The sequence below is a fragment of the Pseudomonas sp. Rh2 genome, assembly GCF_040762985.1.
Lineage (GTDB): Bacteria > Pseudomonadota > Gammaproteobacteria > Pseudomonadales > Pseudomonadaceae > Aquipseudomonas > Aquipseudomonas taiwanensis.
In genome coordinates this window covers 1,404,977-1,429,022 of sequence record NZ_CP142890.1, presented here as the reverse complement: position 1 = coordinate 1,429,022, position 24,046 = coordinate 1,404,977, and the positions used below count along the sequence as shown (strand labels likewise).

Genomic DNA, 24,046 nt, shown 5'->3' with positions numbered 1-24,046 from the left:
GGGCGTATCCTCACCGCTCGATCAGCGCAATGCGCTTGTTGTACCAGTTCATCAGCAGCGAAATGCTGATGCTGATGGCGAGATAGACACTCATGGTGATGGCAATCACCTCGATGGCCTGGCCGGTCTGGTTGAGCACGGTACCGGCGAACAGCGAGACCATCTCCGGATAGCCGATACCGGCCGCCAGGGACGAGTTCTTCGCCAGGTTCAGGTACTGGCTGGTCAGCGGCGGAATGATCACCCGCAGTGCCTGGGGGATGATCACCTTGCGCAGGGTCGGCCCCTCACGCAGCCCCAGCGAGCGCGCAGCCTCGGTCTGGCCATGGCTGACCGAACGGATGCCAGAGCGCACGATCTCGGCGATGAACGCCGCGGTGTAGATGGTCAGCGCCAGCGTCAGGGCCAGCAGTTCGGGAATCAGCACCCAGCCACCGACGAAGTTGAAGCCCTTGAGCTGCGGCACTTCCCAGTGCACGGGGCTGCCGAACAGCAAGGCGCTGGCGCCAGGAATGACGATGAACAAGGCCAGGCCGACCCAGAACTTGTGGAAAGGCTCGCCAGTTTCATCGAACCGCTTGTTGGCGTAGCGCACCATGAACACGATGGCCACGATCGCCAGTCCCAGCGCGACGAAGAACGGCCAGAAGCCCTCGGCCATCGAGGCACCCGGCATGTTCAGGCCACGGTTGCTGATGAAGAACGTGTCGTCGATGTTGATGCTACCCCGCGGTCCCGGCAGGGTCAGAAACACCGCGAAGTACCAGAACAGAATCTGCAGCAGCGGCGGAATGTTGCGGAAGGTCTCCACATACACGGTCGCCAGCTTGTTGATCATCCAGTTCGGTGACAAACGAGCCACACCGATGATGAAGCCCAGAATCGTCGCCAGAATGACACCGATGAACGTCACCAACAGGGTGTTGAGCAGGCCGATGACGAACACTCGCGCATAGCTGTCGGATTCCACATAAGGAATCAGATGCTGGGCGATGCCGAACCCGGCACTGCGGTCCAGGAAGTCGAAGCCGGAGGTGATGCCCCGGTGTTGCAGGTTGGTTTGGGTGTTGTGGAACAGATACCAGCCCAGACCGACCACGAAAACGATCGTGAGGATCTGGAACAGCCACGCGCGCACACGTGGATCGCTCAGGGATAACCCCTTGGGTGCGCCGATTTGATTTTGCATGAAGTGCCCCGAAAAAAAGGGATCCGAACAACCTGCGACGGCGGGATGCCGCCGCAGGGTGCAGCCATCAGCGCACAGGTGGCGCGTACTGGATGCCGCCGTTGTTCCACAGGGCGTTCATGCCACGGTCGATCTTGAGGTCGGTGCTCTGACCAAGGTTCTTTTCGAACACTTCACCATAGTTGCCGACTTGCTTGACGATCTGCACTACCCAGTCCTTGGGCAGCTTGAGGTCCTTGCCGTATTCACCGTCGGCACCCAGCAGACGGGCGACGTCCGGGTTCTTGGTGGACTTGGCTTCGGCCTCGACGTTCTTCGAGGTGATGCCGGCCTCTTCGGCGTTGAGCATCGCGAACAGGGTCCACTTGACGATGCTGAACCACTCCTCGTCGCCTTTACGCACCACCGGGCCCAGAGGCTCCTTGGAGATGGTTTCCGGCAGCACCACGTAGTCGGTCGGTGCAGCCAGCTTGGAGCGTTGGGCGAACAGTTGCGACTTGTCCGAGGTGAGCACGTCGCAACGGCCGGACTCCAACGACTTGGCGCTCTCATCGGAAGTATCGAAGGTGATCGGGGTGTACTTGAGATTATTGGCGCGGAAGAAGTCGGATACGTTCAGTTCGGTGGTGGTACCGGCCTGGATGCAGATGGTCGCGCCATCGAGCTCCTTGGCACTGGAAACACCCAGCTTCTTGTTGACCAGGAAGCCCACGCCGTCATAGTAGGTGACACCGGCGAACACCAGGCCCATGCCGGCATCGCGCGAGCTGGTCCAGGTAGTATTACGCGACAGCACGTCGACTTCGCCCGACTGCAGGGCGGTGAAGCGCTCCTTGGCGTTGAGTTGGCTGAATTTGACCTTGGTGGCATCACCGAACACCGCAGCGGCGACAGCGCGGCATACATCGGCGTCGATACCGATGATCTTGCCCTTAGCATCGGGGACCGAGAAGCCTGGAAGACCGTCGCTCACGCCACACTGGACGAAGCCCTTCTTCTTGACCGCATCGAGAGTGGCGCCGGCCTGTGCGAAGCTGGTGGCTCCCAGCGCGGCGGCAGCGGTCAGGACTGCCAGGGTGGTTTTCAACATCTTCATTCACAACCTCCAAATCGCTCTTGTTGTACCGAGCCGGAATTGCACCGCACCCTTATGAGGCGCATCCGACCCTTGTTGGCTTGTTATTGGGTCAATTGGCGCAATGAGCTGTTCTGTGACAGCCTTCGCGTGCAAAGGGTGTTACCGTCGCGGATAGTCCCTTTGCCTCAACGGATCCATAGCAAAGCGCGTACCACAGTTGGCGGCTTAAGCGTTTAAGCGCTAGTCAAGTAGGGAAAGTTGTATCGTTGCGACATTCTTTTTCTGACAATCAATAGCCAGGCCTTCTTTTCACGCACGTTCTTACCAGGCATGCACACTTTCGGAGCAGTCATGACCAACCCGCTGATTCTCGAACCACAGAAAACCGCAGACGCCTGTGTGATCTGGTTGCACGGCCTGGGTGCCGACCGTTACGACTTCCTACCGGTGGCCGAATTTCTGCAGGAACGGCTGCTCACTACCCGCTTCGTGATGCCGCAGGCGCCCACCCGTCCGGTTACCATCAACGGCGGCTATTCCATGCCAAGCTGGTACGACATCAAGGCCATGACCCCGGCCCGCGCCATCGACGAAGGGCAATTGGAAGAGTCGGCGCAGCAGGTCATCGCCTTGATCAAGGCCGAGCAGGCCAAGGGCATCAGCCTGTCGCGAATCTTCCTCGCCGGTTTCTCCCAGGGCGGCGCCGTGGTGCTGCACACCGCTTATATAAAGTGGCAGGAGGCGCTGGGAGGGGTAATCGCGCTGTCCACCTACGCTCCAACCTTTACCGACAGTCATCAGCTCAGCGCGTGCCAGCAACGCACGCCAGCCCTGTGCCTGCATGGTGTGCACGATTCGGTGGTGATCCCTTCGATGGGCCGTACGGCCTTCGAATTCCTCAATACTTGGGGCGTTGCCGCCCGCTGGCAGGAATACCCCATGGAACATGAAGTGATGGTCGAAGAACTGGGCGACATCCACGACTGGTTGAGCCAGCAACTGCAATAGGCCAAGCGTGTAGCTGCCTGCGCATTCCACTACGCCGCGCCTGAATCTTGCATTACACTGCCCGGCGTACATTCCTTAACCAATTGATGAGACGATCGTGCTCAAGGCACTCAAGAAAATATTCGGCAAGGGAGACGCCGCGCCTCAGGCCGTCGAACCCGCAGCGCCGGTGAACAAGTCCGCGCCGGCGCCTACCGTGCAACCCGAAGCCGCTCCGGTCGAGGCCAGCACCCAACCCACAGCCCCTGCCGCCGCCGACAAACCGGCCAAAGACAAACCGCGCCGCGAGCGCAAACCCAAACCACAAGCCAGCCTGTGGAAACCTGAAGACTTCGTGGTCGAGCCACAGGAAGGCAAGACACGCTTCCATGACTTCAAGCTCTCCAACGAGCTGATGCATGCCATCCACGACCTGGGCTTCCCATACTGCACGCCGATCCAGGCCCAGGTGCTCGGCCATACCCTGCGCGGCAAGGACGCCATCGGCCGGGCCCAGACCGGTACCGGCAAGACCGCAGCGTTCCTGATCTCGATCATCTCGCAGCTGCAGCAGACACCACCGCCCAAGGAACGCTACATGGGCGAGCCTCGCGCGCTGATCATCGCCCCGACCCGCGAGCTGGTGGTGCAGATCGCCAAGGACGCGATGGCCCTGACCAAGTACAGTGGCCTGAACGTGATGAGCTTCGTCGGCGGCATGGACTTCGACAAGCAGCTCAAGAGCCTGGAAGCGCGCCACTGCGACATTCTCGTCGCTACACCGGGCCGCTTGCTGGACTTCAATCAGCGCGGCGAAGTGCACCTGGACATGGTCGAAGTGTTGGTGCTGGATGAGGCCGACCGCATGCTGGACATGGGCTTCATCCCGCAGGTCCGCCAGATCATTCGCCAGACACCGCCCAAGAGCGAGCGCCAGACCCTGCTGTTCTCCGCCACCTTCACCGACGATGTGATGAATCTGGCCAAGCAGTGGACCACCAACCCGGAAATCGTCGAGATCGAACCGGAGAACGTGGCCAGCGAGACGGTCGAGCAGCATGTCTATGCAGTCGCGGGCAGCGACAAGTACAAGCTGCTGTACAACCTGGTGACCCAGAACAAGTGGGAACGGGTGATGGTGTTCGCCAACCGCAAGGACGAAGTGCGGCGCATCGAAGAGAAGCTGGTGCGCGATGGCATCAATGCCGCCCAACTTTCCGGCGACGTGCCACAGCACAAGCGGATTCGCACCCTCGAGAACTTCCGCGAAGGGCGCATCACCGTGCTGGTGGCCACCGACGTGGCGGGGCGCGGCATTCACATCGACGGCATCAGCCATGTGATCAACTTCACCCTGCCGGAAGACCCGGATGACTATGTGCACCGCATCGGTCGTACCGGACGGGCGGGCACCAGTGGTGTGTCGATCAGCTTCGCCGGCGAGGATGACTCCTACCAGCTACCAGCTATCGAGGCGCTACTGGGGCGCAAGATCAAATGCGAGATGCCACCGGATGAACTGCTCAAGCCGGTGCCGCGCAAGCATCATTGATCGGTGGTGACCTTTTCGCGGGTAAACCCGCTCCCACAGGCCAGCGCCACCCTGTGAGAGCGGGTTTACCCAGGAATCGGGGCAAAGCCCCGGTCATCCACCACACACCTACCAGCGCCCCGCCGCCTCCTGGTCACTCTGCTTCCCTTCGACCCACCGCGGCCCTTCCTGGGTATTTTCCTTCTTCCAGAACGGTGCCCGCGTCTTCAGATAATCCATGATGAAATTGCAGGCATCGAACGCTGCCTGCCGATGGGCACTGGCCACGCCCACGAACACGATCGGCTCCCCCGGCTCCAGGGCACCGATACGGTGCAACACCTCCACCTTGAGCAACGGCCAGCGCTGTTCGGCGTCGACCACAATCTTGGCCAAGGCCTTCTCGGTCATGCCCGGGTAGTGCTCAAGGAACATCCCGGCCACTTCCCGGCCATCGTTGAAGTCGCGCACATAGCCGACGAAGCCGACCACCGCTCCCACACCGACATTCGCGGCATGCATGGCATTGACCTCGGCCCCGGGGTCGAAAGCACCTTCCTGCACTCGCACCGCCATGTTCAGCCTCCAGTCACCGGTGGGAAGAACGCCACGTCGTCGCCCTCTTCCAGCGGCTCGTCAAGCCGACAGAGCTCTTCATTACGCGCGCACATCAGGTTCTGTTCGGCCAGCACCTCATACCGCCCGCCCTTGGCCAACAGGGCCTGGCGCACGTCGTCGAGCACCTTGAATTCACCTTCAAGGCGCTCGGCATCCACGCCCAGCCGCTCACGGTAACGGGCGAAATACATCACCTTGACCTTCATCACGCCTCCGCCTTGTAGTGGCCGCTCTTGCCGCCGAGCTTCTCCAGCAGGCGTACCTGCTCGATGACCATGCCTTTGTCCACAGCCTTGCACATGTCGTAGAGGGTCAGGGCAGCAACGCTGGCAGCGGTCAGCGCCTCCATCTCCACGCCAGTCTGCCCGGCCAGCTTGCAGCGGGCGACGATACGCACGGCGTCTTGACCGTCAGTGCTGAGCTCGACCTTGACGCTGGTCAGCATCAGCGGGTGGCACAGTGGAATCAGGTCGCTGGTCTTTTTCGCCGCCTGTATCCCGGCGATACGCGCCACGGCGAATACATCGCCCTTGGGATGCTCGCCATCGACGATCATCTGCAAGGTCTGCGGCAACATGCGCACCCGCGCCTCGGCGGTGGCTTCGCGCTCGGTTACGGCTTTTTCAGTGACGTCGACCATGTTGGCGCGTCCCTGGGAATCGAGATGAGTCAGCACTGCTCTGCTCCTGGGAAGGGAACGAAGAGTGTAAACCTGTGGGTCAGGTTTGAGCAGTGCAATGTATCGCCAGCCCTGGCCTCGTCGCGGTCAACCTACTCCCATGCAGGCACCCCCGGCACTCAATCCAGTGACAGGTCTGTGTGGCGGCAAAAAAGCCGGGCGGCGGGCCGCCCGGCTGCAAAGGTTACAGATGGGACTCGGCGTACTCGGCCAGCACCGACCGCGGTACCCCTTGCAGGGTGATGTGCACACCATGAGGGAAGTCCTTGAAGCGCTCGGTCAGGTAGGTCAGGCCCGAGCTGGTCGCGGACAGGTAGGGGGTGTCGATCTGCGCCAGGTTGCCCAGGCAGACCACCTTGGACCCCGAGCCGGCACGGGTGATGATGGTTTTCATCTGGTGCGGCGTCAGGTTCTGGCACTCGTCGATCAGGATCAGACTCTGCTGGAAGCTGCGACCACGGATGTAGTTCAGCGACTTGAACTGCAACGGAACCCGCTCGAGGATGTACTCGACGCTGCCATGGGTGCTTTCGTCATCCATGTGCAAGGCTTCGAGGTTGTCGGTGATGGCACCCAGCCAAGGCTCCATTTTCTCGGCCTCGGTGCCCGGCAGGAAGCCGATCTCCTGGTCCAGCCCCTGCACGCTGCGGGTAGCGATGATGCGCCGGTAACGCTTGCTGACCATGGTTTGCTCGATGGCTGCGGCCAGCGCCAGGATGGTCTTGCCGGAGCCGGCGGCCCCCGTCAGGTTGACCAGGTGGATATCGGGGTCGAGCAATGCGAACAACGCCAGGCTCTGATGGATGTCACGTGGCTTCAGGCCCCAGGCCTCCTGATGCAGCAGCGGCTCCTGGTGCAGGTCGAGCAGCAGCAGTTCATCGTTGCGAATGCCCTTGATCCAGCCAACGAAGCCTTGCTCGTCGATGATGAATTCATTGACGTGCACAGCGGGCAGGTTGTCGATCAATTGCACCCGATGCCAGGTGCGGCCGCGCTCCTGGCGGGTATCGACCTTGCTGACCCGGTCCCAGAACGAACCAGTGACCGAATGGTAACCCTTGGACAGCAACGACACGTCGTCGACCAACTGGTCGGTGCTGTAATCCTCGGCGGCAATGCCACAGGCACGCGCCTTCAGCCGCATGTTGATGTCCTTGGTCACCAGCACCACGTCCAGGTCGGCGCGGCGTGAACGCAGCTCCAGCAGTTGGTTGATGATGATGTTGTCGGCCAGGTTCTCCGGCAACAGCCGGTTGGGTTCACTGCGTGGGCTCATCAGGATCGACAGGAACCCTTTGGGACCGCTCTTGCCACGCTGGATCGGCACACCCTGCTCGACATCGCTGGGGGATGCGTCTGCGAGGGTCTGGTCGATGAGGCGGATGGCCTGGCGGCATTCGGCGGCGATGGTATGTTTGCCTGTCTTGAGCTTGTCGAGTTCCTCCAGCACGGTCATCGGGATCGCGACGTGGTGCTCCTCGAAGTTCAGCAAAGCATTGGGGTCGTGAATCAGGACGTTGGTATCGAGCACATACAGGATAGGCTGGTTGGAGGAAGGGTTGCGTCCTTGGTCATCCATACTCGGTCACCTTATGTGAAAGCCACACGACGCGTACCGCTGCGCCGCAGAGTGACTGCCGTTCTCCCCGTATCCGCGTTGTTACGGGCGGGGAGCGCACCTGGCAAGGAGGGCCTGGATGACGCCACCTGTGCTGCAGGAATCGGCTGTCTGGTTTCTTCATACCGCAAAAACCATGACTAAAAAAAGTATTTTTACGCGTCAATGAAGTTTATTTTTCCGATTGACGAACAGGGGTTGGCGACCAGGCTCGCGAGGACTACAGTCAAAAGTCATACCCCCGTTTCGCGATACCCGTAATCGCGGCAGCCTTCCCAGCCGATTCCGCTCTGCGCCGTGTTGTGCAACAGCCACTCCACTACCGGCTGCGCCTTGGGCAGGCTGTCATGCAGCTGGATCACACCCTTGCGCCAAAGCAACATCAAGGTCAGCACACGCTGTGCCGAGGCCTCGGCGCTCAGGGCGCTAGCGTCCTGGGCATCGATATCCCATAGCGAAACCTGCAACTGCTGACGGGCCATGAACGCCTCGCCATCGGCCCGCCGCTGGCCGTAAGGTGGACGGAACAGGGGCACATACTGCTCTGGCAGGTCGGCCTGCACCCTGGCCTGGCTGCGCTTGAGCGAATCCTGCCAGTCCTGCCACTGGGCATGGGAACGGTACTCCCAGCCCTGGATACCCACGCATTGACCCCGATAAAGCTCGGCCAGCGCATTGGCCTTGCCGCCGTCGCGCCGTTGTTGCAGCCGGTTACCCAGCACGAAGAACGTGCCTTGCATCTTCTGCCTACGTAGGTAACGGCTCAATGCATCGGTGCTGCCCTCCTCCGGCCCCGGGCCGCCCACGAAGGTGAGCAGGAACATACGGTCATTGAGCTCATCGCCATTGCGCTCACGACTCGACAGACGCTCGACCTCGCTGGTGGTCTGCGGCAACAGCGCCGCCTTGCGCAACTGCTCATCCAGGTACAGCACATGGAACTGGTGGCTCGGCTCGATCCAACCGGTGTAGAACGTGCCAACATCGCCTGCGAACGTCGCCGCTTGAGCACGTAAGTCGGCCATCGAGTCGACCGGATAGCAGAACGAGGCGTCCTGCTCGCAACTGCGTTGGGCTTGCTGGTAACCCTGGAACACGCGTTGCCACATGCGTGCCCGCACCGCGCGAATCTTTTGCAGGTTGATCTGGCGCAGGCCCAGGCGCTTGGCCAGTGCCGCGTCGTCCAGCAGCTCGCTCTCGTGCAGCACCTGGGCAAACGAGAGAATCTCGGCGCGCGAAGCGACATCGAACAGCGCCGGACTGTTCAGCGCTTCTGGCCACACGCGGCGGTCCAGGCTGGCCGGTGGAAGGGGGGCGGCCTGGGTAGCCAGGCTTAACAGCATGACCAGGAAGGCACCAGCGATGCGCACGTTCAGACTCTCCGCAGCGGCGAAACGCGCACTATAGCGCCTGATGAGGCGATGGTCTGTGGCTATCGTCGCCATAGTTTGGACTTAACTCCATCTATCCGTAGAATTCGCGGCAACGATTCCAGGAGCCGAACCGATGCTGACGGTGATTTCCCCCGCCAAGACCCTCGACTACGAAACCCCGCCGGTGACCGAGCGGTTCACCCTGCCCCAGTATCTGGACGACTCCCAGGTGCTGATCCAGCAACTGCGCGACCTGTCGCCAGCCCAGATCAGCGAACTGATGCACCTTTCCGACAAGCTTGCCGGTCTCAATGCCGCCCGCTTCGGCAGCTGGACCCCGGACTTCACCCCCGCCAACGCCAAGCAGGCGCTGTTGGCCTTCAAGGGCGACGTCTACACCGGCCTGGATGCCCAGACCCTCAGCGAGGACGACTTCAGCTATGCCCAGGATCACCTGCGCATGCTCTCCGGCCTGTACGGTCTGCTGCGCCCGTTGGACCTGATGCAGCCCTACCGCCTGGAAATGGGCACCAAACTGGCCAACGCCCGGGGCAAGGACCTGTATGCCTTCTGGGGGACACGTATCAGCGAATGGCTGAACCAGGCCCTGGCCGACCAAGGCGATGACCTGCTGCTGAACCTGGCCAGTAACGAGTACTTCAGCGCGGTGAAGCGCTCGGCGCTCAAGGCGCGGGTGATCGACGTGGACTTCAAGGACCTGAAGAACGGCCAGTACAAGATCATCAGCTTCTATGCCAAGAAGGCCCGCGGGATGATGAGCCGCTTCGTGATCCAGGAGCAGGTCAACGACCCGGCACAGCTCAAGCAGTTCGATGTGCAGGGGTATTACTACAGCGCGGAGCAGTCGAAGGCGGATCACCTCGTGTTCTTGCGGGATCATCCGGGGGAATGAGTGTCGGCCCTGTTTTGGTTGGCGTGTGGTTTTGAAATCGAGCGCCGCCCACGCGGCGCATCGCGAGCAAGGCTCGCTCCTACGGTCGTTTACGGCCAATGAGGCCTTCACCAAAGCGGTCGCGCGCAAATCCCACAGAACCCACTGGCCCGAAACAAACGTAGGAGCGAGCCTTGCTCGCGATGCGCCGCGCGGGCGGCGCTCGATCTCAAGACCACAACAACGCTATCGACCTACGCCTAAGGCATCCGCACATCCCCCGCTCCCAGCCCCTGCACCTCAACGCCCTCGGCCACGGTTGCGCCAATCTCGACGAAGACATTGCGCTCGGGTTGGCCTTCCGCCTCGCGGTAGACCACATAGGTTCGTCCTGATTCATCCACACGCAACGACTCAGGCGCCACGGCAATCCCCCGCTCGCTGCGATGCACGACCACCTTCAACTGCGCGCTCATGCCTAGCCGCAAACCCAACGCCCACGGTTGGGACGGTGTATCGAGCGATACCACCAGGTCATACCAGGCACCGTCACCTCCGTCCTCCCTGGCCTGAAGTGCGATGCGCTGCACCCGCCCTGCAAGCTGCTGGCCGGCCACCCTGACCTCAACCGACATGCCTTCGCGCAGTTTGCCCAGGTCCCCCTCCTCCACTTTCGCCAACACCTCTAACCGCCCCACATCGACCAAGGCCAGCAAAGGCTGCCCCTGAGCAACCTGTTGCCCCACCTGAAGGTGCCGCTGCGGTCTTGCAACAGCATGGCTTGCCCGCGCCACCAATGCCGGGAAAGGCGCCTTGATCACCCGTTGCTCGCACATGCGCGCCAATGCCTGCCAACGCGCCTGGGCATTGGTCATCTCCATCTGCGCAATGCGCAGGTCATTGCCTTGACCACGCGCGCGGGTCAGCCGTAACGCATGTTCTGCCTCCAGCACGCCCTGTTGCTGGACCCGTACCTGCTGAATGAGGTTATCGACCTCCATTCGCGCAACGATGCCGCGATCGAACAAACGTCGGGTATCGTCAAGCTCCGCCTGACTCACAGCCAATGCGCCACGGGCGCGGTCCTGCGCACGTCGGGCCTGCGCCACCTCTGGCCCGTCCTGCCAACCCTGCATCTGCCGCAGCGCCTCACCGGCCTTGAGCACTTGCGCTTGCGCTTCGCGCAACTGGATTTCCAGACCCTCGGTATCCAGCATCATCAACGTCTCGCCAGCCTGCACCTGTTGCCCATCCTCGACGAACAATGCGGCAATCGAGCCATCGAAAGGCGCGGCCAGGATGAGCTGGCGACCGGCGTGAATCCGCCCGACAAGACCCAACTGACTCTCCAGCAGGTGCGGCTCCACGCGCTGCCAGCGCTCGACACCGCCCTGCACTGTCGACACAGGTCGCGATAGCCAGAACACCATAAAGGCTCCAGCAAGCGTCACGAACGCGCACGCCAACAGGTGTCGCCTAGTCATTGAGCGTCACATCCCAGCTATCGAGCGTGGTACCCAATGTCTGGTCCAGTTCGGCTTGAGCATTGAGGTAAGCGATCGTGGCATCCAGGTGAATGCTCTGGGCAGTGCGCAGGTCGTTTTCAAAACTGAGCACCTGAAAATTGCTCGAACGCCCCACGGCCAGTTTTTCCTGCTCGATCTGCAGCTTTCGACGTGACAGTGCCAACGCACGCCCAGCGATCTCTAACTGACGCCAACGGACATTGATGTCCCGAACCGCATTGGCGACATCGCGCTGCAGTTGCTGATGGGACTCCGCCAGGCTCACTTGATGGTTTTCTAAGGCGACCTGCGCCCGGACTTCCTTCTGACGACGACTCAAGTCACCGATGGGAATGTCCAGTTCCAACCCAACGTAGTGTTCCCACGCCTTGTCCTTGCCAGGGCGCGCTCGTGCCTGAGTGGCACCGCTGACCAGCGACAGGTCCCACCGCTGGTCATTGCGCGCCACCTGCAAATCGATCGCGGCCTGCTCGCCGGCAATCAGTTGCATCAGGTACGCAGGCTGCATCGCTTCGGCCTTGCCTATCGCCTGTTGGCCATCCACCTGCAGCGGCCGTACCACTGGCTTTTCCGTCGCCCGTAGCGGTGTGGAAAGCGCTATGCCAAGGGTTTGAGCGAGTGCCAGGCGGCGGGCATGCAGTTGATTGAGACTGCCTTGCAATGCCAGTTCCTGATTGGCAACTTCTGCTTCAGCCTGGACAATTTCGAACGCTGCCATGCGCCCAGCAGCGATCAACGCCTGGTTGACCTCCACCAGTTGCCGCGCCCTGGCCAGGCTATCGCGAGCGATGCGCAGTTGTTCCTGGGCTTGCAGCAGGTCACGGTAGACCTTGATCGTGTCAGTGATCACCTGCGCCACACTGTCCTTGAGCGCCAGCCGGTTGGTCTGCTCGGTCAACCGCGCCTGGCGCAACGGTGCGCTTGCCACCGCTCGCCCGGCACCACGCAACAGGGGTTGGACCACCATGAGGTTGGCGCCATCACGGTAGCGATTACCCGCTTCCTCGGCACGCGTTTGGCCATAGGCCCAGTCAAGGCTCAAGCGAGTGCCATAGGGCGTCAGCAGGCTGGCCGACGGCGTCACCTCTGCCTCGCGATAGCGATCGTCCTGGTTACGACTGCCCAGAAAACGCGCCTTGAGCGTTAGTTGCGGGGCAAAGTGATCACGTGCCACACGCAAGTCGAACTTCTGAGCGATACGCTCGAGGTAGGCGCTGCGAATCGCCCGATTGTCACGCAGGGCCAAGGCGATGGCATCCACCAGTTCCAGGGCCAGTTCCTCCCCGACATCGACCGCGAAGGCTTTGGCCGATACCGCGTGGATTTGCGTTGGCCGAGACAGTTGCAAGCGGTCACCGGCAACCCCTTGCAAAGGCATCAACAACCCACAGGCGATCGCCAGCCACCTAGTCATCACGCAACGCCACCACCGGTTGCAAACGCGCAGCGGCGAGCGCGGGCTGCAACCCGAAGAACACGCCCACAATCAGCGAACTGCCAACCCCCAAAGGCAACGACGAGCCGTCCACGGTAAAACGCCACCCCGATGCGACTGCAAAGCGCCAAGCGCCTACAAGCCCGACCAGCGCTCCCGTTGATGCACCCGCACCGGCCAACAAAATGGCTTCGAGCAGGAACAGCCAGGCGATATCCCGAGCCCGTGCGCCCAACGCCAAACGCACACCGATCTCTCGGCGTCGTTCAGCGACATTCATCACCATCACGTTCATTACCCCAACGCCACCCAGCAACAACGCAATGCCCGCGAACCCGCCAAGCAACCAACGGAACAGGCTCGACTGGTCGGCCATGCCTTCGATCAGTTGCTGCGGAAGACGTACCTCGACTTCATGCCCCGCAAGCCGAGCATTCAGGTAGTCCTTCAGGGCAATGGCAGCCTGCGACATGACTGCAGTATCACGCCCCAACGCCAGCAGTGTGCCGATCTCAGGGGAGGCCAATAGGCGCCTCATGCCCTGCAACGGCATGAGCACGGCATCGTCCAGCTGCACCGGTAGCATCGGGTTGTAGCCCAGCGGCGCGAGTATCCCCACGACATTGAACAGGTAGGCGCCCAGCGCCAGCCGATCTCCTACGTTGACATCGAGGGTCTGAGCCAATGTCGCACCCAAAAGCACGTGGGGGCTGGAATCGTCATACATCGACAACAGACGCCCCTCGCCAGCGGTCAAGCCGAGGACCTGCACCAAATGTGGAGTACTGCCGGCAACCAGCACTTCTCGCTGTTGTCCACGCGACTGCACAGTGACCACCGCCATTGCCAACGGCGCGATCGCGTTGATTTCCGCCGGCAGCCCGGAAAATCCAGGGAAACGGCCTGCGGGTGTCAGGTCGATGAGCATGAGCTCGCTGCCCAGGCCCTGAAACAGTTGCCTGGCATGCTGCGCCGCACTGTGGCCAATATTGAGCAAAGCCACCACGGCAGCGCAGCCTACCGCGATACCTAGCAACGCCAGCCAGGCACGGCGCCCCAGCAAACGCAAACTGGCCAACGCCTCACCCACGCGATGCCGCCAATCAGGGCCGTAGGCCTCAGGCACTCGCGACACCTCCATCCTGCACCTGCAGGCACCGCTCCATACGACGGGCCAGGGTGGCGTCATGAGTGACCATGACCAAGGTCACGCCCCGTTCCCGGTTCAGCGCCAACAACAATTCCAGCACCTCGTTGGACGTAGCCGCATCCAGGTTGCCTGTCGGCTCGTCGGCTAGCAGCAATCGAGGTTCTGTCACCAAGGCTCGGGCCATGGCCACCCGCTGGCGCTGGCCACCCGAGAGGTCTGCGGGGCGATGCCGGACCCGCAGCCCAAGCCCGACCGCCTCCAATTGCACCTGCGCCGCCCGGCGTGCCGCTGCTTGCCGAACACCCCGATAACAGAGCGGCAAGGCAACGTTGTCCAGCGCCGTGAGGCGCGGTATCAGGTTGAAACTCTGGAAGACGAAGCCGATCATGCGGTTGCGCAGGATCGCGCGTTGGTCGGCGTTCGCGGCTGTCATGTCGCGGCCGGCCAATAGCACACGGCCTTGGCAGGGTTGATCCAGCAGGCCCATCAAATTAAGCAAGGTGCTCTTGCCTGAACCGGAAGGGCCGACGATGGCACAGGTCTGGGCAGAAGGGATCGACAGCGAGACATCGTGCAGGATGGGCTGATTGCCCAGAAAACGGGTAACGCCATCCAGGGAAAGGATTGGGCTCATCCGCGTGCTCCCTCCTCGTCAGTGTCAGTCGCTGGAAGGGCGGCCTCTGGGTCCTTTGACGATGGGTCGCTTTCGGTAGCGAGCTTCCATTCGTTGGCCATCAGGTCCATTAGAGAGATGTTGAATTCGGGCCTCTCAACTTCTTGCAAGCCCATCTGCATCATGATTCCGGCTTCGTAGTTACCGTACTGCGCCACCTCTACAGGGGGGAGCGATTTGTAGTAATCGAGAGTCTCCTGCAATCCGTTATCAATACGCCCCGTTTTCCGATACTCCGAATTCATCTTGTCGATAATATGCCGAGCCCACGCATTGTGCTGCTCAGTTCTTTCACTCAATGCGGCACGCCGTTCACTGATGGTGAATGCCCCACTCTCATCGTAAATAATCAGACTCAACTGATCGCGACTGAGCCCTTTGAAGGGATTATCACCTGTCCCCATGGCAAATGCGTTTGCCTTTTTGGCACGTTCAATGAGTTCAGGATCATCGGTGTCGGGGAGCTGGCTGTCATAGAAGTCTTTCGCAAGCAAGTACCCAGCCCCTCCTATGCTATCTAGGATCCTGGCTGCGAATGCGGCGAGCTCTTTGCGTGAAAGCTGGCTGTCTCGGGCTGCAGCACGCTCGGCAGCAGCACCTAGTTGCTGTGCGAACGCTGACAGTTCTACTTCTTTTCCAGCATCCTCCGTGGGATCGACAGCAATGACTGACTTGCCCGAACTTTCATCCAAGCGTTTCACATGAGTGACAACAGCCCGTACACTACTGGATAGTAAATCCCGTTTTATGGAATCCATTAATTGCACCTCAACATATCCATTGCATCTTGAAATAGCGGCACCTCATCACTTCGCCAATGAGGTGCCTTCATGGCCAGGCTATTACCGTGTGCTATTTCATGGTGAACTCAACGACCCACGAATAATCAGCAGCCGTCCTGATAATGGTTGCCTGGCAAGTGGCCCCACCACTCGGCGTTGCAGCCTTTGTCCATTCGGGCTTCTGGATTCCACCTGGGAGTGTTCGCAGTTGGTACGTTGTGCCGAAGGCACAGGCTTTGCTACCAATGGTGTAACGCACCATTGCGGCATTCACGTCCGGGCTGATAATGCGCTGAACGCGCATGTAGGTCGCCGATCCAGGCTCAACGGTCTGGTCAGGTTTGGGATTGGCTATCTGGTAAGTACTGCTCTCGTTGGATGTCACTAGCTTCAACACAGCTGGCTGTGTTCCCAGATTCTTGAACGTTACCTCTACAGGCGGCCCCGCCTGCACCCCTCCGGCAAAAATCAGCGAAGCCGTGGCAAACAGTGACAGCGATGTCTTCTTCATACGTTGGCGCTCTCTCGACTCTTCCGTGTGTTGATGGATGAGGCGCCCTTAGGTGGTCCCAAGCATGTCCAAGACGTTCCTTCGTACGTGGACAGCTCCCGAAGGGCGTCCATAGGGCTTAACGGCAGCCATCGAGAAAGCCTTAGACTTTTTATGGGCTTTGAATATGTCTGAATGTGACCCTGCACCACGGCAGCGCAGGCTTCATTCGGCAAAGCGCCATTTTTCCAGCGCCAAAAATCCAGCAGCAACCCCCTTATCGCCAAACGCCATAAGACCGCCCGTAGTTTTTTGACGATTTTTGAAAAAATTTTTTGGATGCTGGCACAAGAACATCCCACCCCGACTTCGCCCTTTGTATATAGGTACGAAACCGGGACGTGCTATCAGAATGAAAGTATTAGCCACTGAAAAAATATTTAGAAATCTTTCATCCGAGCGGAACCCACCTCGGAACTTCTGCTACGACCCATCGCTCATAGTGCCGTAACGAATATCTTGCGCCGTGGGTGTGAGAGATGACTTACAGATGACAACGGCAGGTATCCATACCCGCCATGGAAACTTCGACAGTGGCTACGGAAAGCCCGAGAACCCTGTCTTTACAGGAGAGACGCGCCCCTAACAAATCGTCCTAGTGGTTGATTTCAAAGGATTTTTTCACTTGAAAGAACAAGCACAGCATCGCGCCAAGTAGCGCCTTGCAATAAAGACGGCTGCATTTCAGGGCACGCCTTTTAATTATTGGCTTTTGACTGCCAACTTTGAGTGCACAACTTCGTGCGCTCTGGATTCATTCATGCCTGCGCTCGGCGAAGTGTGCTTTCGCCATGGATCCGTGCGCCCGAAAACTGTTGTTAATCAACCCAGTCCGGCTCTTCCCGGAGGAGCTGGCGTGATAAACACATGAGGTGATAGCGATGCGTATCAGCATCTTTGGTTTGGGTTATGTGGGTGCAGTCTGTGCAGGTTGCCTGACGGCACGTGGCCATGACGTGATTGGTGTGGACGTTTCCAGCACCAAGATCGACCTGATCAATCAGGGTAAGTCGCCCATCGTCGAACCAGGCCTGGAAGCACTGCTGCAGCAAGGCATCGCCAACGGCCGCCTGCGTGGCACCACCGACTTCGCCGAGGCCATCCGTGCCAGCGATGTATCGATGATCTGCGTCGGCACCCCGAGCAAGAAAAACGGCGACCTGGGCCTTGAGTACATCGAGTCGGTGTGCCGCGAAATCGGCTATGTGCTGCGCGACACCACCCGTCGTCACACCATCGTGGTACGCAGCACCGTGCTGCCTGGTACCGTCAAGAACGTGGTCATCCCAATTCTCGAGGACTGCTCGGGCAAGAAGGCCGGGGTCGACTTCGGCGTCGCGGTCAACCCTGAGTTCCTGCGCGAAAGCACCGCGATCAAGGATTACGACCACCCACCGATGACCGTCATTGGCGAACTGGACAGCGCCAGCGGCGACATCCTGCAAAGCCTGTACGAAGAGCTCGACGCTCCGATCATCCGCAAGCCGATCGAAGTGGCCGAGATGATCAAGTACACCTGCAACGTCTGGCACGCCACCAAGGTCACCTTCGCCAACGAAATCGGCAACATCGCCAAGGCGGTGGGTGTCGATGGCCGCGATGTGATGGACGTGGTCTGCCAGGACAAAGTGCTGAACCTTTCGCAGTACTACATGCGCCCAGGCTTCGCCTTCGGTGGTTCCTGCCTGCCCAAGGACGTACGCGCCCTCACCTATCGTGCCGCCAGCCTCGATGTACGCGCTCCCCTGCTCGACTCGCTGATGCGCAGCAACGAATCGCAGGTCCAGAACGCCTTCGAGCTGATCGAAGCCCATGAAAAGCGCAAGGTCGCCCTGCTTGGCCTGAGCTTCAAGGCCGGCACCGACGACCTGCGTGAAAGCCCGCTGGTGGAACTGGCCGAGCGCCTGATCGGCAAGGGCTATCAACTGGATATCTACGACGAGAACGTCGAGTACGCCCGCGTTCACGGGGCGAACAAAGAGTACATCGAGTCGAAGATTCCGCATGTCTCGTCGCTGCTCAACGCCAACTTCCAAAAGGTCATCGACAACGCCGACATCATCGTCCTGGGCAACCGTGACGAGCAGTTCCGCGCCCTTGCCGAGCAAGCGCCGGCCGGCAAGCAAGTGATCGACCTGGTCGGTTTCATGAGCAAAGGCACCTGCGCTGCCAGCCGTACCGAAGGTATCTGCTGGTAAGCCCTTGGCCGGGCAGCGGTGGCCTCCCCACCGCCGCTGCCCTCCCTTTTTCTGATTTCGCGACGGATGCTGAACATGCAAAGGCTCCAGACAGTGCTGTTGCAGTGCGCCGGGTGGCTGCTCTACATGAGCCTGCTCATGCTGATCGCCCTGGCCCTGCCCAGCGATATCTTCGACTCGCAGTCGAAGCACTTCATCTTCCTGGTCGGCGCAGTCGGCATCTGGCGCTACTCCATGGGCGCCACCCATTTCATCCGCGGCATGATCTTCCTGTACCTGGTCTACCCCTACCTGCGCCGCAAGGTGCAGAAACTGGGCAAGGCGGCTGACCCGTCGCATGTCTACCTGATGGTGACCAGCTTCCGCATCGACGCACTGACCACGGCCCAGGTGTACAGCTCGGTGATCCGTGAAGCGATCAACTGCGGCTACCCGACGACCGTGGTGTGCTCACTGGTGGAGATGTCCGACGAGCTGCTGGTGAAAAGCCTGTGGGCCAAGTACAACCCGCCAGCACATGTGAAACTCGACATCGTGCGCATCGCCGGCACCGGCAAGCGCGACGGCCTGGCCTATGGCTTTCGCGCCATCTCGCGCATGCTGCCGGACGAGAACGCCGTGGTCGCGGTCATCGACGGCGATACCGTGCTGGCCGATGGCGTGGTGAACAAGACCGTGCCCTGGTTCAAGCTCTACCCCAACGTTGGCGGCCTGACCACCAACGAATTCTGCGAAGTGCGCGGCGGCTACATCATGAGCGAGTGGCACAAGCTGCGCTTCGCTCAGCGTCACATCAACATGTGCTCGATGGCACTGAGCAAGCGCGTGCTGACCATGACCGGGCGCATGTCGATGTTCCGCGCCAGCGTGGTGACCAACCCCGAGTTCATCGCCGACGTCGAAAGCGACTCGCTGATGCACTGGCGCCTGGGCCGGTTCAAGTTCCTCACCGGTGACGACAAGTCCAGCTGGTTCAGCCTGATGCGCCTGGGTTACGACACCTTCTACGTGCCCGATGCCGCCATCAACACGGTCGAACATCCGCCCGAGAAGAGCTTCCTGAAGGCCAGTCGCAAGCTGATGTACCGCTGGTACGGCAACAACCTGCGGCAAAATTCCCGCGCCCTGGGACTGGGTGTTCGTCGCCTGGGGCTGTTCACCAGCATCGTGCTGTTCGACCAACGCGTGTCGATGTGGACCAGCCTGCTGGGCCTTACCGTGGCGGTGATCGCCAGCCTCAAGTTCGGCATGGCTTTCCTGCTGGTTTACCTGCTGTGGATCGGCATCACCCGCCTGATCCTGACGGTGATGCTGCTGTGCTCCGGCCACAACGTGGGTCCGGCCTACCCGCTGATTCTCTATTACAACCAGATCGTCGGCGCGCTGATGAAGATCTACGTGTTCTTCCGCCTCGACAAGCAGTCCTGGACCCGTCAGCCCACTGCCCTGAAGCGCGACCTCGCCAGTTTTCAACAATGGTTCAACACCTGGTCCTCGCGGACCATGACCTTCTCGGCTGCCAGCATCTTCGTTGCTGTGCTGTTCATGGTCGTGTGAGCCCAACCCGGATCGGAACTAAAGGAACAAACCACCATGAATACCGCCGTGAATGTCAACGTCGTGCATGAGTCCGAAGCCCAGCGCCAACACGCCCGGGTGCGCATCCCCGCCAAGCTGCGCTTCCTGGATGCCCAGCGCCAGCCCCATGATGTGAAGGTCGACGACCTTTCCGCCGGTGGCCTGAGCTTCCACACCAAGCAGCCACTGAAGGTTGGCGATGTGCTGCGCGGGCGCTTGCAGTTCGTGGTCGACAACCTTGGCCTGTCGATGGACATCGAATTCCAGGTGCGCTCCTACCTCGCCGACACCGGCCGTACCGGCGCGCAGTTCCAGAACCTGGAACCACGCGACATCGCCACCTTGCGCCACATCATCACCAGCCACCTGTCCGGTGAGCTGATCAGCATCGGCGATGTACTGAGCACCCTGCAGCGCGACAACTTCACCAAGGCCCGCAAGCAGAAGGATTCAGGTACCGGCCTGTCGGCCTTCGGCCGCCTGAAAGCGGTGACCGTGACCCTGGGCGTGTTCGTGGTGGGCATTGCCGCCTTCGGCTTCGTGGCCAAGTCGCTGTATGGCATGTATTTCGTGAGCCATGCCGAAGCCGGCGTGGTGGCAGTGCCGACCACCAACGTCACCATGCCCCGCGACGGTACGGTGAGCAGCCTGGTCGAAAGCGGTGGCCTGATCGCCAAAGGCGCCCCGCTGGCCAGCTTCAGCACCAGCATGCTGGACATGCTCAAGGGCCATCTGGACGACTCGCAGCTGGAGCCGGCCAAGGTCGAGGAATTGTTCGGCAAGCAACTCTCCGGGACTCTCACCAGTCCCTGCGATTGCGTGGTCGCCCGCCAGCTGGTGGACGACGGCCAGTACGCCGCCAAGGGCCAGCCGATCTTCCAGCTGATCCCGCGTACCAGCAACCCGCTGATCGAGGCGCGCTTCAGCTACCGCCAGTTCGACAAGGTCCAACCAGGCACCCGTGTCAACTTCCAGATCGCCGGCGAAGACGACGTGCGCACCGGCCATATCGTCAGCAGCACCAGCCTCAACAGCGAAGACCTGGCCTCCGATATCCGCGTTCAAATCAAGCCTGACGGCGCCTTGCCGGCCGAATTGGCCGGCCGCCCGGCCTCGGTCACCAGCGACCGTGGTCCATCGCTGGACTGGTTGATCGACAAAGCCGTTGCCCGTGGGCTTTAAGAGGATCGAGCTGATGAATTGCATGACGCCGTTGCGAGGGCTCTGCCCTCCATCGCGACTCAAGGCCACAGCCACAGGGCCTGCGTCGTCCACTGGAGCGCGCAGCGCTCGCCCATCTGCATGGTGTGCACTGGCGCTGGCCGTCAGCCTGGCCGGTTGCGCCGGTCTGCCCGACCAGCGCCTGGCCAACGAAGCGCTCAAGCGTGGCGACACTGCCCTGGCCGAGCGCAACTACAAAGCGCTGGCCGACCTGGGCTACAGCGACGCGCAGGTGGGCCTGGCCGACATCAAGGTCACCAGTGGCGACCCTGCGCAGTTCAAGGAAGCCGAAGCGACCTACCGCGCCGCGGCAGCAACCTCGCCGCGTGCCCAGGCGCGCCTTGGCCGCTTGTTGGTGGCCAAACCCGACAGCACCCAGGCCGAGCGCGAGGAAGCTGAACGGCTGCTCAAGCAGGCTTCGGCGCAGGGCGAAAACAAGACCCTGATCCCACTGGCGATGCTTTACCTGCTGTACCCGCAGAGCTTCCCCAAGGTCAACGCCCAGCAGCAGATCGACCAGTGGCGCGCGGCTGGCTATCCGGAAGCCGGCCTGGCCCAGGTGCTGCTGTACCGCACCCAAGGCACCTATGACCAGAATCTGGACAAGGTCGAGGCGCTCTGCAAGGAAGCCCTGAACACCCTGGACGTCTGCTATGCCGAATTGGCGACCGTCTACCAGAAGCGGGGCCAGACCGACCAGCAGGCTGCCCTGCTGCAACAGCTCAAGTCGGCCTACGCCCGCGGCTCGGTGCCGGCCAGCCGCGTCGACAGCGTCGCCCGCGTCCTGGCCGACCGCAACCTCGGCCAGACCGATGAGAAAACCGCCAAGGACCTGCTCGAACAGATCGCGCCATCTAATCCGGCATCCTGGGTCAGCCTCGCGCAACTGGTGTACGACTTCCCCGAGCTGGGCGACACCGACCAGTTGATGGCTTACATCGACAAAGGTCGCGAAGCGCAACAGCCCCGTGCTGAACTGCTGCTTGGCCGTCTCTACTACGAAGGCAAGAGCGTACCGGCCGATGCCGTGAAGGCCGAACAACACCTGCAAGCGGCGGCCAACGCCGGCGAAGTCAGTGCCGACTACTACCTGGGCCAACTGTACCGCCGTGGATACCTGGGCGATGTCGAGCCGCAGAAAGCGGTCGACCACTTGCTCAATGCCGCCCGTGGTGGCCAGAACAGCGCCGACTACGCCCTGGCCCAGCTGTTCAGCGAGGGCCATGGTATCCGCAGCAACCCGGCCAACGCCTGGGTGTTCGCCCAGCTGTCCCAGGCCAACCCGACGCCGCAGTCGGCTGAACTGCTTGCACAGCTCGATCAGCAACTCACGCCTGAACAACGCAGCCAGGCCCAGCAACTGCTGGCCCAGGAGAAGCAGGCACGCGGCAGCATGGGCCGGGGTGCCACCAGCACACTGGCCATCGAAGCGCTGCAAGACGATGAAAAAGAAGTAGACGGTGAGGACATGCTATGACGCTCAATCCCTTCGTGAAGGCCGGCATCGGCCTGAGCTTCGCCCTGCTGTGGTCGTGCCCGACCCTGGCGGACATGACCGCCGAGAAGAACTTTGGTCTAGACGTGAAAATCACTGGTCAGTCCGAGGACGACCGTGACCTGGGCACCCGCTCCGGCGGCGACGTCAATGGCCTGGGCCTGGACCTGCGCCCATGGGTGTACGGCGAACGCGGTAACTGGAGTGCCTACGCCATGGGCCAGGCCGTGACCGCTACCGACACCATCGAAACCGACACCCTGCGCCAGAACGACGACGGCACCACCACCGACACTGGCGAGGACAGCCGCACGCCAGACAAGAGCTACCTGGCCCTGCGCGAGTTCTGGGTCGGCTACAGCGGCCTCACCGCCTACCCCGGCGAGCAGCTTCGCCTGGGTCGCCAGCGCCTGCGCAGCGATGATGGCATGTGGCGCGACACCAATATCGAAGCCCTGAACTGGACCTTCGACACCACCCTGCTCAAGGCTGACCTGGGCGTGGCCCAGCGCTTCAGCGAATACCGCACCGACCTCACCGAACTGGCGCCGGAAGACAAGGACCGCACCCATGTCTACGGCAATGTCGCCACACAGTGGACCCCTGGCCACTGGGTCGGCCTGCGCGCTCACCACAGCCACGACAGCGGCAGCCTGAAAAACCCAGGCGAAACCGTCGACGCACTGGACAAGACCCGCACTGGCGACCTCACCTGGCTGGGCCTGGAAGCCAACAGCGATGCCTACAACTGGCGCAATGACCACACCGTCAACTACTGGGGCAGCGTCACCTGGCTGACGGGCGACCGCGACACCCTGAGCAGCCAACAGGTGGGCAACGAGCAGGTGGCAACCGGCAAGCAGAGCGGTGACGTCAACGCCTGGGGCACCGACCTCGGCATCCGCCTGCGCCTGGACCCCAACTGGCAAGTCGGCGCGGCCTATGCCCGTGGCAGCGGCGGTGGCGGCAGCGACGGCTCGAACAACTTCGAGCAGACCGGCCTTGAAAGCAACCGGTCCAACTTCACCGGCACCCGTTCGCGCGTCCACCGCTTCGGCGAGGCGTTCCGTGGCGAGCTGGGCAACCTGCAGGCGGCCACCCTGTTCGCCTCCTGGCAACTGCGCGACGACTACGACGCAAGCTTCATCTACCACAAGTTCTGGCGTGTCGATGACCAACAGAACATCGGCTCCAGCGGCATCAACGCCGTGGTCAACGACAACGGCGTGAACCGCCCACTGGTCAATGGCGAGAAAGACCTGGGCCAGGAGATGGACGTGGTCGTCACCAAGTACTTCAAGCAAGGCCTGCTGCCGGCGTCGATGAGCCAGGCCATCGACGAACCTTCGGCCCTGGTACGTCTGCGTGCCGGTGTGTTCAAGCCGGGCGACGCCTATGGCCAGGAAGCGGACTCGTACATGCACCGCGCCTTCGTCGACGTGATCTGGCGCTATTGAGCCGGGAGAGGAACCA

21 protein-coding genes are annotated in these 24,046 nt (G+C 61.3%); 8 read left to right on the top strand and 13 right to left on the bottom strand.

Annotated features, from left to right (window positions below; genetic code table 11):
- Positions 1–10: 10 nt before the first annotated feature.
- Together VXM67_RS06430 and VXM67_RS06425 are read right to left on the bottom strand one after the other, a co-directional pair.
- On the bottom strand, positions 11–1,189 hold the full coding sequence (locus VXM67_RS06430; RefSeq protein WP_023378795.1) for an amino acid ABC transporter permease: 1,179 nt from the start codon (positions 1,187–1,189) through the stop codon (positions 11–13).
- Positions 1,190–1,256: 67 nt separating this feature from the next.
- A complete protein-coding gene (locus tag VXM67_RS06425; protein WP_023378793.1) occupies positions 1,257–2,285 on the bottom strand; it encodes an amino acid ABC transporter substrate-binding protein in 1,029 nt (342 codons plus the stop codon).
- A gap of 333 nt (positions 2,286–2,618) precedes the next feature.
- On the opposite strand from VXM67_RS06425, the gene VXM67_RS06420 reads away from it, so the two are divergent.
- Positions 2,619–3,275 carry an alpha/beta fold hydrolase gene (locus tag VXM67_RS06420; RefSeq protein ID WP_023378792.1) on the top strand — a complete coding sequence of 219 codons (657 nt, stop codon included), beginning with the start codon at positions 2,619–2,621 and terminating at the stop codon, positions 3,273–3,275.
- 97 nt (positions 3,276–3,372) lie between these two features.
- Positions 3,373–4,806 (top strand): ATP-dependent RNA helicase RhlB, encoded by a 1,434-nt coding sequence (rhlB, locus tag VXM67_RS06415; protein WP_023378790.1) that lies wholly within the window; start codon positions 3,373–3,375, stop codon positions 4,804–4,806.
- Between the two features lie 108 nt (positions 4,807–4,914).
- Here rhlB and moaE read toward each other — a convergent pair whose 3' ends face one another.
- The 5 genes from moaE to VXM67_RS06390 form a co-directional block, all read right to left on the bottom strand.
- Positions 4,915–5,361 (bottom strand): molybdopterin synthase catalytic subunit MoaE, encoded by a 447-nt coding sequence (moaE, locus tag VXM67_RS06410; protein WP_023378789.1) that lies wholly within the window; start codon positions 5,359–5,361, stop codon positions 4,915–4,917.
- A 2-nt stretch (positions 5,362–5,363) separates the two neighbouring features.
- A complete protein-coding gene (gene moaD, locus VXM67_RS06405; protein WP_023378788.1) occupies positions 5,364–5,609 on the bottom strand; it encodes a molybdopterin converting factor subunit 1 in 246 nt (81 codons plus the stop codon).
- Positions 5,609–6,079, bottom strand: a complete 471-nt coding sequence (gene moaC / locus VXM67_RS06400) for a cyclic pyranopterin monophosphate synthase MoaC (RefSeq protein ID WP_023378787.1) — start codon at positions 6,077–6,079, stop codon at positions 5,609–5,611. The genes moaD and moaC overlap by 1 nt, the downstream gene beginning before the upstream one ends.
- Positions 6,080–6,266: 187 nt before the next feature.
- Positions 6,267–7,661 (bottom strand): PhoH family protein, encoded by a 1,395-nt coding sequence (locus VXM67_RS06395; protein ID WP_023378786.1) that lies wholly within the window; start codon positions 7,659–7,661, stop codon positions 6,267–6,269.
- A gap of 272 nt (positions 7,662–7,933) precedes the next feature.
- On the bottom strand, positions 7,934–9,070 hold the full coding sequence (locus VXM67_RS06390) for a polysaccharide deacetylase family protein (RefSeq protein ID WP_027908073.1): 1,137 nt from the start codon (positions 9,068–9,070) through the stop codon (positions 7,934–7,936).
- A 136-nt stretch (positions 9,071–9,206) separates the two neighbouring features.
- On the opposite strand from VXM67_RS06390, the gene yaaA reads away from it, so the two are divergent.
- Entirely contained in the window at positions 9,207–9,986 is a 780-nt protein-coding gene (gene yaaA / locus VXM67_RS06385; RefSeq protein ID WP_023378784.1) for a peroxide stress protein YaaA, read from the top strand.
- 239 nt (positions 9,987–10,225) lie between these two features.
- Here the strand turns inward: yaaA and VXM67_RS06380 are convergent, their stop codons facing one another.
- The 6 genes from VXM67_RS06380 to VXM67_RS06355 form a co-directional block, all read right to left on the bottom strand.
- Complete coding sequence (locus tag VXM67_RS06380; RefSeq protein ID WP_367237566.1) at positions 10,226–11,395, bottom strand: HlyD family secretion protein; 1,170 nt, start codon at positions 11,393–11,395, stop codon at positions 10,226–10,228.
- Between the two features lie 46 nt (positions 11,396–11,441).
- Entirely contained in the window at positions 11,442–12,905 is a 1,464-nt protein-coding gene (locus VXM67_RS06375; RefSeq protein ID WP_027908072.1) for a TolC family protein, read from the bottom strand.
- A complete protein-coding gene (locus VXM67_RS06370; RefSeq protein ID WP_202962684.1) occupies positions 12,898–14,052 on the bottom strand; it encodes an ABC transporter permease in 1,155 nt (384 codons plus the stop codon). Before VXM67_RS06370 ends, VXM67_RS06375 begins: the two co-directional genes overlap by 8 nt.
- Positions 14,045–14,710, bottom strand: coding sequence for an ABC transporter ATP-binding protein (locus VXM67_RS06365; RefSeq protein WP_023378780.1), 666 nt, complete (start codon positions 14,708–14,710; stop codon positions 14,045–14,047). The genes VXM67_RS06370 and VXM67_RS06365 overlap by 8 nt, the downstream gene beginning before the upstream one ends.
- The gene (locus VXM67_RS06360; RefSeq protein WP_023378778.1) at positions 14,707–15,507 is read right to left on the bottom strand and encodes a hypothetical protein; all 801 of its coding nucleotides are present in this window, start codon (positions 15,505–15,507) and stop codon (positions 14,707–14,709) included. The genes VXM67_RS06365 and VXM67_RS06360 overlap by 4 nt, the downstream gene beginning before the upstream one ends.
- 94 nt (positions 15,508–15,601) lie before the next feature.
- Positions 15,602–16,042: a hypothetical protein gene (locus tag VXM67_RS06355; RefSeq protein ID WP_027908069.1), complete on the bottom strand. Its 441-nt coding sequence runs from the start codon at positions 16,040–16,042 to the stop codon at positions 15,602–15,604.
- A gap of 920 nt (positions 16,043–16,962) precedes the next feature.
- Here VXM67_RS06355 and VXM67_RS06350 point away from each other — a divergent pair.
- The 5 genes from VXM67_RS06350 (at position 16,963) to VXM67_RS06330 (ending at position 24,030) form a co-directional block, all read left to right on the top strand.
- Positions 16,963–18,279, top strand: a complete 1,317-nt coding sequence (locus VXM67_RS06350) for a nucleotide sugar dehydrogenase (RefSeq protein WP_023378775.1) — start codon at positions 16,963–16,965, stop codon at positions 18,277–18,279.
- A gap of 75 nt (positions 18,280–18,354) precedes the next feature.
- Entirely contained in the window at positions 18,355–19,836 is a 1,482-nt protein-coding gene (gene alg8, locus VXM67_RS06345; protein ID WP_023378773.1) for a mannuronan synthase, read from the top strand.
- Between the two features lie 36 nt (positions 19,837–19,872).
- Positions 19,873–21,039, top strand: a complete 1,167-nt coding sequence (locus VXM67_RS06340; protein WP_027908067.1) for an alginate biosynthesis protein Alg44 — start codon at positions 19,873–19,875, stop codon at positions 21,037–21,039.
- Positions 21,040–21,052: 13 nt separating this feature from the next.
- Positions 21,053–22,555 (top strand): alginate biosynthesis TPR repeat lipoprotein AlgK, encoded by a 1,503-nt coding sequence (gene algK, locus VXM67_RS06335; RefSeq protein WP_023378770.1) that lies wholly within the window; start codon positions 21,053–21,055, stop codon positions 22,553–22,555.
- On the top strand, positions 22,552–24,030 hold the full coding sequence (locus tag VXM67_RS06330) for an alginate export family protein (RefSeq protein ID WP_023378768.1): 1,479 nt from the start codon (positions 22,552–22,554) through the stop codon (positions 24,028–24,030). The genes algK and VXM67_RS06330 overlap by 4 nt, the downstream gene beginning before the upstream one ends.
- Positions 24,031–24,046 lie beyond the last annotated feature (16 nt).